The 7,454-nt window shown below is 37.3% G+C and carries 6 protein-coding genes; all 6 read right to left on the bottom strand.

Annotated features, from left to right (window positions below; translation table 11 throughout):
* Positions 1 to 779, bottom strand: a 779-nt coding sequence (locus JML65_RS23565) for an ABC transporter ATP-binding protein (protein WP_202272564.1), incomplete at its 3' end; no start/stop codon positions are given.
* A 9-nt stretch (positions 780 to 788) separates the two neighbouring features.
* Positions 789 to 1,961, bottom strand: a complete 1,173-nt coding sequence (gene egtB / locus JML65_RS23560) for an ergothioneine biosynthesis protein EgtB (RefSeq protein WP_202272562.1) — start codon at positions 1,959 to 1,961, stop codon at positions 789 to 791.
* A 66-nt stretch (positions 1,962 to 2,027) separates the two neighbouring features.
* A complete protein-coding gene (gene egtD, locus JML65_RS23555) occupies positions 2,028 to 3,011 on the bottom strand; it encodes an L-histidine N(alpha)-methyltransferase (protein ID WP_202272560.1) in 984 nt (327 codons plus the stop codon).
* Positions 3,012 to 3,456: 445 nt separating this feature from the next.
* A complete protein-coding gene (locus tag JML65_RS23550) occupies positions 3,457 to 4,692 on the bottom strand; it encodes a hypothetical protein (RefSeq protein ID WP_202272558.1) in 1,236 nt (411 codons plus the stop codon).
* Positions 4,692 to 5,624 carry a hypothetical protein gene (locus JML65_RS23545; RefSeq protein ID WP_047486815.1) on the bottom strand — a complete coding sequence of 311 codons (933 nt, stop codon included), beginning with the start codon at positions 5,622 to 5,624 and terminating at the stop codon, positions 4,692 to 4,694. Before JML65_RS23545 ends, JML65_RS23550 begins: the two co-directional genes overlap by 1 nt.
* A 3-nt stretch (positions 5,625 to 5,627) precedes the next feature.
* Positions 5,628 to 6,656 carry a hypothetical protein gene (locus JML65_RS23540; protein WP_047486812.1) on the bottom strand — a complete coding sequence of 343 codons (1,029 nt, stop codon included), beginning with the start codon at positions 6,654 to 6,656 and terminating at the stop codon, positions 5,628 to 5,630.
* Positions 6,657 to 7,454 lie beyond the last annotated feature (798 nt).

The following is a 7,454-nucleotide window of genomic DNA, read 5'->3' as shown; positions in this document are numbered from 1 at the left end:
TCTTCAGTATTCAGGAAAGGGGCAATATCCTGTAAAGTGGCTACTTTATATTCCAGCAAAAGCCGGTTTTCAGCAAAAAAATTGAGGACAAAATTATTTTCAGGACGATAAAGCATTTCTTTTGGAGTACCGGTCTGAACAATTTTCCCCTGATCCATCAGACATATCCGGTGACCCAGCTCAAAAGCTTCCTGTACATCATGGGTAACCAATACTATTGTTTTGTTTTTAAGCTCTTCCAAAGATTTAAATTCGGAATGGATATCTGCTTTTGTAATATTGTCCAGGGCTCCAAAAGGTTCGTCCATCAGTAAAACCGGAGTATCGGCAATCAAAGCTCTGGCAATGCCAACCCGCTGCTGCTGTCCGCCACTTAATTCATTGGGAAACCGTGAAAGTACCTCTTCCGAAAGGTGAAGCTTAGCTAAAAGCTCGTGGGTTCTTGTTTCCGTTTTCTTTTTCTCCCATTTCAGCAGTTCAGGAACTACCGCAATATTCTGTTGGATGGTATAGTGAGGAAATAATCCGGAATGCTGCATCACAAAACCTATTCCCATTCTCAGCTCTTCAGCTTTCTGATCACGGATATTTTTGCCGTCAATAAGGATGTTTCCGGAATCTGCTTCTATAAGCCGATTGATCATTTTAAGGGTGGTTGTTTTCCCACAGCCGCTGGTTCCTAAGAGCACGAGTATTTCCTGATCATAGGCCTGAAAAGAAATATGATCTACTGCGGTTTTTCCGTTAAAACTTTTTGAAACTGATTCAACTGTAATCATCGGCAAAAATTATTGGGCAAGTCTGATTCCTGTAAACTGCCATTTTAAATTGGTTTGAAAGAAGTTACGGTAGGTATTTCTGCTATGGCCGGGAGGTGTGGCTTCGGAAGCACCGCGTAAAACCATTTGATTGACCATAAATTTTCCATTGTATTCGCCCACAGCTCCTGCTTCTTTTTTAAAATGAGGGTAGGGCAGGTAGGCCGAATTGGTCCATTCCCAGCGGTCTCCCCAATTAAAATGATCTGATGCCACTTCCCATTCTGCTTCAGTAGGAAGACGCATTCCCTTCCAGGATGCAAAAGCAGATGCTTCATAGAAGTTGATATGGCACAGGATACCATTAGGATCCACTTCCTGTAATCCGTTCAATGTATAATTCATCCATTTGCCGTCTATATAATGCCAGTACAATGGAGATTCAGCATGGCTTTGCTTCACCCAATCCCAGCCTTCGGCATGCCAGTACCTGAAATCTTTGTACCCACCAGCTTCCATAAATGCCAAATATTCACCGTTGGTCACAAGCTGGCTGGCTATTTCAAAACCGGTAAGGTAGACTTTATGCCTTCCTAACTCATTGTCAAAACAAAATCCTTCTCCATGAAAGCCTATTTCATAAAGGCCTTCCGAAAATCTGAGCATGTGTACATCCTCCACGTAGGGTTTTACAGTTTGTTTCCCTTTTGTATAGGCTGGAAATAGCGGATTATGTCCCAGGATATATTTAATATCAGTCATTAATAATTCCTGATGCTGCTGTTCATGGTTCAGACCCAGTTCCAATAACGGTTCAATGGTTTCCGTCATAAATCTGCTCTGAAGAAAAACTTTCATCTGCTCATCCACATATTTCCGGTATTGATAGATATCTGAAACAGAAGGGCGACTGAGGTTTCCCCGGTCTGTACGGATTACTCTTGCCCCAATAGTTTCGTAATAGCTGTTAAAAACAAAATTATACTGAGGATCGAAAATTTCATATTCAGGAAAATGAGGAGCCAGAATAAAAGTTTCAAAAAACCAGGTCGTATGACCGAGATGCCATTTCGGTGGGCTTACATCAACGATGGGCTGTACTACATAATCCTCGATTTCCAACGGGGCACAGATCTCTTCTGAACGTCTGCGGATATCCGTATATTTTTTCACTATATCTTTTGTGGTGATCTCTGGTGTCATGTCTTTTAGTTTTAGTGATGTAGTTTATATCGAATGCATCCAATACTTTTTTCAGATGCTTTACTTTTATTGTACCTGCCAGATACTGTCTACAAACCATTTTTTAGAATCTTTAATTTCTCCGGTTATGGCAAACCCTGATTTCTCTCCCAATGCGCTGATCTGTTCTGCAGAGAACTTCTGAGAAATTTCCATATCGATAAGTTCATGTTCTTCAAATGAAATGCTGACATTTCCAACCGTTACCTTTTGGTTTTTAAGGCTTGTCAGAAAACTTCTGCAGGCCCCACTTACAGGATCATAGGTTTGGTAGTGCTGAAATTGTTCCAGATCAAAATTTCCTTCCAGTTCGTTATTGATTCGTGTCAGGAGATTAAGATTAAAGGCAGCTGTAATCCCTTCTTTATCATTATAGGCATCCAAAATAATGTGGGGATTTTTTTTAAGATCAAAACCTACCAATACACGATCTTTTGAAGACAGGTTTTTATTAAGATGCAAACAAAAACTTTCAGCTTCCTCCAGGGACATATTTCCAATATTGCTTCCTAAAAATAAAACCACTTTTCTCCTGTTGGATAATGAAGCCGCTTTTTGAAGCATCTCAAAATAGTCACCTTCCAGGCAGGTTACTTCCAATGCTGGAAATTGACTGCTTACTTTTTTGTAGAGTATGGAAAGGATATTCCCGGAAATATCAATGGGCATATAAGTAAAGTCAGCTCCTTTTTTCACCAAATATTCAAGTAAATAGGTAGATTTCATGGCGTCACCTGCTCCCAATTCAATCAAATCGAAAGGCTCATTTTCCGGAATGAGGAGGCCGGCAAGTTCATCGGTTTTATTTTTAAAAATATCAAGCTCACAACGGGTAAGGTAATATTCAGGCATTGCCATAATTTGCTGAAAAAGGTGATCTCCAATTTTATCGTAAAAGTATTTTGAAGATAACTTTTTGGGAGTGCTTTGTAAGCCGTTTAAAACATCCTGAAGAAAATAATCAATAGGCTCATTTTCAGTTTTAGCATGTGAATCTAACTGTACATTCATAGGTCTGATTTTGTGTGGTTTTTAGATAACTGCAATTATCTTGCCTTTCAAAACATTGAATTCTGCTGCTATTTTATTCATTTAAATATAAACAATTTTATTTTTAATAGATTGGATTTCATGATGTTTTTAAAATATGTGGTACTTTTTTCTGGAAAAAATACATGCGATTTCTTGGGTTGATTTGAAAAATTATAGAGATATAAAATACCCTTACATTAGGATTTGTAAGGGTATTTTAATAGGGGAGTCCTGGAGAAGATGAGTCTATAGGTTGGAAAACGCAAAGACGCAAAGGAATTTAAATAATATGGTGTTTTTAAGGCACAAGGAAATCAGAGATTTCCGTTGGGTATTCTTTGATTTTTTAGTATTGATGCATGAATAAATTCATCATGGTGGAAATTCAGATTAAAAAGGAGTCAGCATTGGAATAGTAATCTCCTCATAAACTGATTTGAAATAATTTTCCGGCATCCAAAAATACAAAATATCCAGTCACAACTAGGATTAATAGAAGAGAAAGTACAAATGTCAGCACTTTGAAAACATCCAGTCTGAATTCTTTTTCCTCATGATTTCTACGACCTTTGTTGAACTCTGCAAGATCATTTCCATACGGCCTGTTTTCTCTTGAATTTCCTGCTCTGGTATTAAAAGAAGAAATTGAATCAAGCGATTCTATATTCTTATTTTGGCTGATGGTATTGATCAGTGTTTTTTTATACTCAAGATATCTTTTCTTTGCAGTCTCTACTTTTCCATCTGATTCTAAATTCCTGATCACAGTATCAATTTTTTCTGCATACTGTTCGTATTCCCGGCTGATGAGGTCTATTCCTGTTTTGGATTCTTGAATTTTGACTTCATTTTCCTGATGCTTTTTTTCATTTCGCTCGACCTGTTTCCTGAGATCATCCATCAGTTGCGTCTTTTCTTCTTTAAGGTTTACTTTTTCCTTTTTAAGATCAGCAACAGCATTTTGAACCTCCCGAATTCTTTCTTCATGAAATTTTTCAATTTCTTTATTAAAACCACCGGTATCTACAATTTTAAAAATTCCTTTCTGTTTTACAAATTCTGCAATTTCGTGACTTTGGGTAAAATAGAGGGTATCATACACATTCAAAAGATCCAGTGCCTTGGTAAAAAAGTTTTGTAATTGGGCCGGATTGGTTTCACAATAAATAACCAGGTAGTTTTGGGTAGCCCTGGTAAAATTTAAATCCTCCATTTCCCGGACATTGAACCCTATTTTATCAAAATCTTTGGGCTTTCGTATCGAAAAGTTATCAGAGTGGTTTACCGCAATTGTCCCTTCAGACAGGTTATTTTTTTCAAGTTGATCCTGAAAATCATTCAATGTATTGATGACAAGGCTTTCCGATGCAATTTTATCAATGAAAAGAAGGCTTGAGCCTATAAAAGTTCCGCCCCGGTCAGAATTTTGCTCTTTTGCAAATTTGTAGACAGCATAAGAAATGAGATTACAGTCGCCGGCAAAATCTTTCCGGATGGAATAAATGCTGCTTTGGGGAAATAGCTTAATGGCATCTGTTTTTAAATCATAGGTTCTGATTTCCTTTGCAATATTCCTGTTTCCACCCAGGAAAAAAGACTGCCTGAAACCGTATGGATTGCCAAAGGTACCGAATGCAGAGAAAAAATAAGTAGTATCCATTAATTTGTAAAACTAAATTTTAAACGTTCCCAAAATGTTCCTTCATAGTCCAGATCATAGCCAATGATGCTTCGGTACAGCCATTTCGATAAAACCTCTGCTGTAGAAAGATTGAGTAAATTAATCCTCTCTTCACCGGTTGCATTTTGCACACTTCCTACGGTGTAATAGGTTTTGCTTAAGCCATAGGTATCAATACGCTGTGAAGTCATTGGAAGGCGTTCGGAGATAAAACCATCCAACTCTTCGGCGCTTTCCACATCCATTCTTCCGGATTTATCCCATTTTGAAATCACCAGTATCGCATTGACGGATTTTAAATTTTTACCCTTTCTTTCCAGTTCATCCAGAAATTCATTGATCAGGGAGTCATCTTTATAAGCAGATTCATAACTGGTTACAATAATAAAGGTCAGCGGAATATTGGCATTCAAAAAAGATTCTATACTGCTGTGATAGCTTCCACCTCTTCGGATATCATTGTGGTTTTCTCCCGAAGTTTCCAGAAAAGTAAGATCTATCGGCACTACTTTTTTAGATTTATTATTGGGTTCAAAGACAAGGTCCAGACGGGTTACCTGATCTCTGGTTGTTCTGTTGGGCAAAACCCCCTGGCGTATATTTTCAAAAAAATCCGAAAGAAGAACGTTGGCTTCCTTAGAATTTGGAGTACCCAGTTTAGGTCTTAAAACCCCGGCATATGATCTGAGGTAATACAGCATAGAGGAAAGGATCACTGATTTCCCGGATTCTGCTGTTCCAAAGAAAAAAACAAAGTTGCTTTCTTTATTTTTTATATCATTGGATATGGTTTTTGCAATAGGAACAAAATCTTCAGGAGCATCATTTTTAAATTCAAAAGAAAGCGGTTTTAAAGCTTCTTCAGTTTCAATATCAAAAGATAAAGGCTTTAATTGGTCGTTAGTTTCCATAGTTTAATTATTGGGAATTATAGTTTTACCACTTCTTTTATTGCTGAATACACTGCCTCCGTTATTTCTGTTGTAGCCGCCAGGAGTAGTGACCAGTAAAATAATAATGACAATCACGAAATCCAGTAAGATACATCCTGCCAGGACTACAAATTGGTACATTCCAAAGTTTTTAATGGCATGCTCAAAAGCGAAACCAATTTTTCCCACCTGCTGTGTCTGCGATACAACGGGCTCAAAATGGATTTTTTCATTTCCTAAGACCGTTTGTGACCTGCTTCCCAGTTTATTGTAATCAGCCAGGGATTCATCAATTAACCCTTGAGACATTTCATCTTTTTCTTTTTTGGATAGCAGAAGCAGTTCCTGGATGTTTTTGTTCCATTTCAAGGCGGCATTATTGATATCGGTTTTTAAGGCTCTTTCTTCAGGAGATAGGTCCGAAATCATATTGTCAATCTGATGTCCCATTCTTTCTGAAAGATCTTCATAGTCATTTCCTACCGGAGTAAGCAGGTCAACCTTCTGACCGGTCAGCTTTTCAATATCCCTGATTAAAGATTGTGCACGGGTTCCAATCCCTTTATTTCCGGGATCTTTAATCTGTTCCATCAGCTGCTTCTTTTTAATTTCGATATTCTGGGTGGTTACTTTATTGTATTTGTAACTTAACTTTGATTCTACATCGTTTTCCAGACTCGTGAAGTTTTTATTGATATCCCGAAGTTCATCCGTATAGATATCGGTCTTCATAAATCTTGTATACAAAGCATTAAAATTGGCAATGAAACAAAAAGAGGCAATAAAGAGGTAAATCCCGACAAGGCTTCCCGTTGGTCTGCCTTCAAGTTTAGCATTCCTCAGCATCCAGCATAGAAACAGGAGCAGTAATGAGAGCACCAGGGCAATAACAAAAGATGCCGGGCCAAAAATCTGTTGCAGCCCGAGCCAGGTCTGGTAAAAACTTACACTGATCAGTAGTAATGCCAGAATTCCCAAAAAGAGATCTGCAGGAGTTATTTTTTTATTCATAATATATAGGTTGTTTTTCTATGAAGGAGTATCAAAACATTGTGTTTTATAATGTTCGAAACTACAAACAACCCATAAAAAAAAATTACGGAAAACCGTAAACCCTGGTGACGTTGCTGGAATGGTATATATATAGATCTGCCTGAGCTGCCGGGAAAACGCTATAACCACAAAAGTCACAAAAGTTTTAGGAACACTTTAGGAGAATGGAGTTACAAATAGACTGCTGAGAAGTTCACATAAGTTTTTGAAAATCTCTGATTTTCTTTTGAAATGTAAGCTTCGTCAAAATCAATTGGAAATCGATTCATTCTTAGCTTGCTTAAAATAAAACGTAATAAGAATAAAACTTTGCGTTATAAAACTTGATGTATTCAATTAGAGTTGGATGGATTTTTAAAACGCAAAGGAATAGTGATTCGAGTGCTTTATTGTAAGAATGCAAAGTAGGGCGACTTTGTCGCTGAATAAGCTGTATGAAAAAACATCAGCTTCGTCAAAATCGAGCGGTATAAAATCAATTTACCTGAGCTGTTGGGAGAAAGCTATAACCACAAAAGTCACAAAAGTTTTAGGAACACTTTAGGAGAATGAAGTTACAAATAAACTGCTGAGAAGTTCACATAAGTTTTTGAAAATCTCTGATTTTCTTTTGAAATGTAAGCTTCGTCAAAATCGATTGGAAATCGATTTACTCTTAGCTCACTTAACAGTAAGCGCAATAAAATTAAAGCTTTGCGTTAAAAAAAATTATGTATTCAATTAGAGTTGGATGGATTTTTAAACGCAAAGGAATAG

The organism is Chryseobacterium sp. KMC2, from assembly GCF_016756935.1.
Taxonomy (GTDB): Bacteria; Bacteroidota; Bacteroidia; order Flavobacteriales; family Weeksellaceae; genus Chryseobacterium; species Chryseobacterium rhizosphaerae.
Note: the sequence above shows the minus strand (reverse complement) of the source record. Positions and strands in the feature narration are given on the sequence as shown.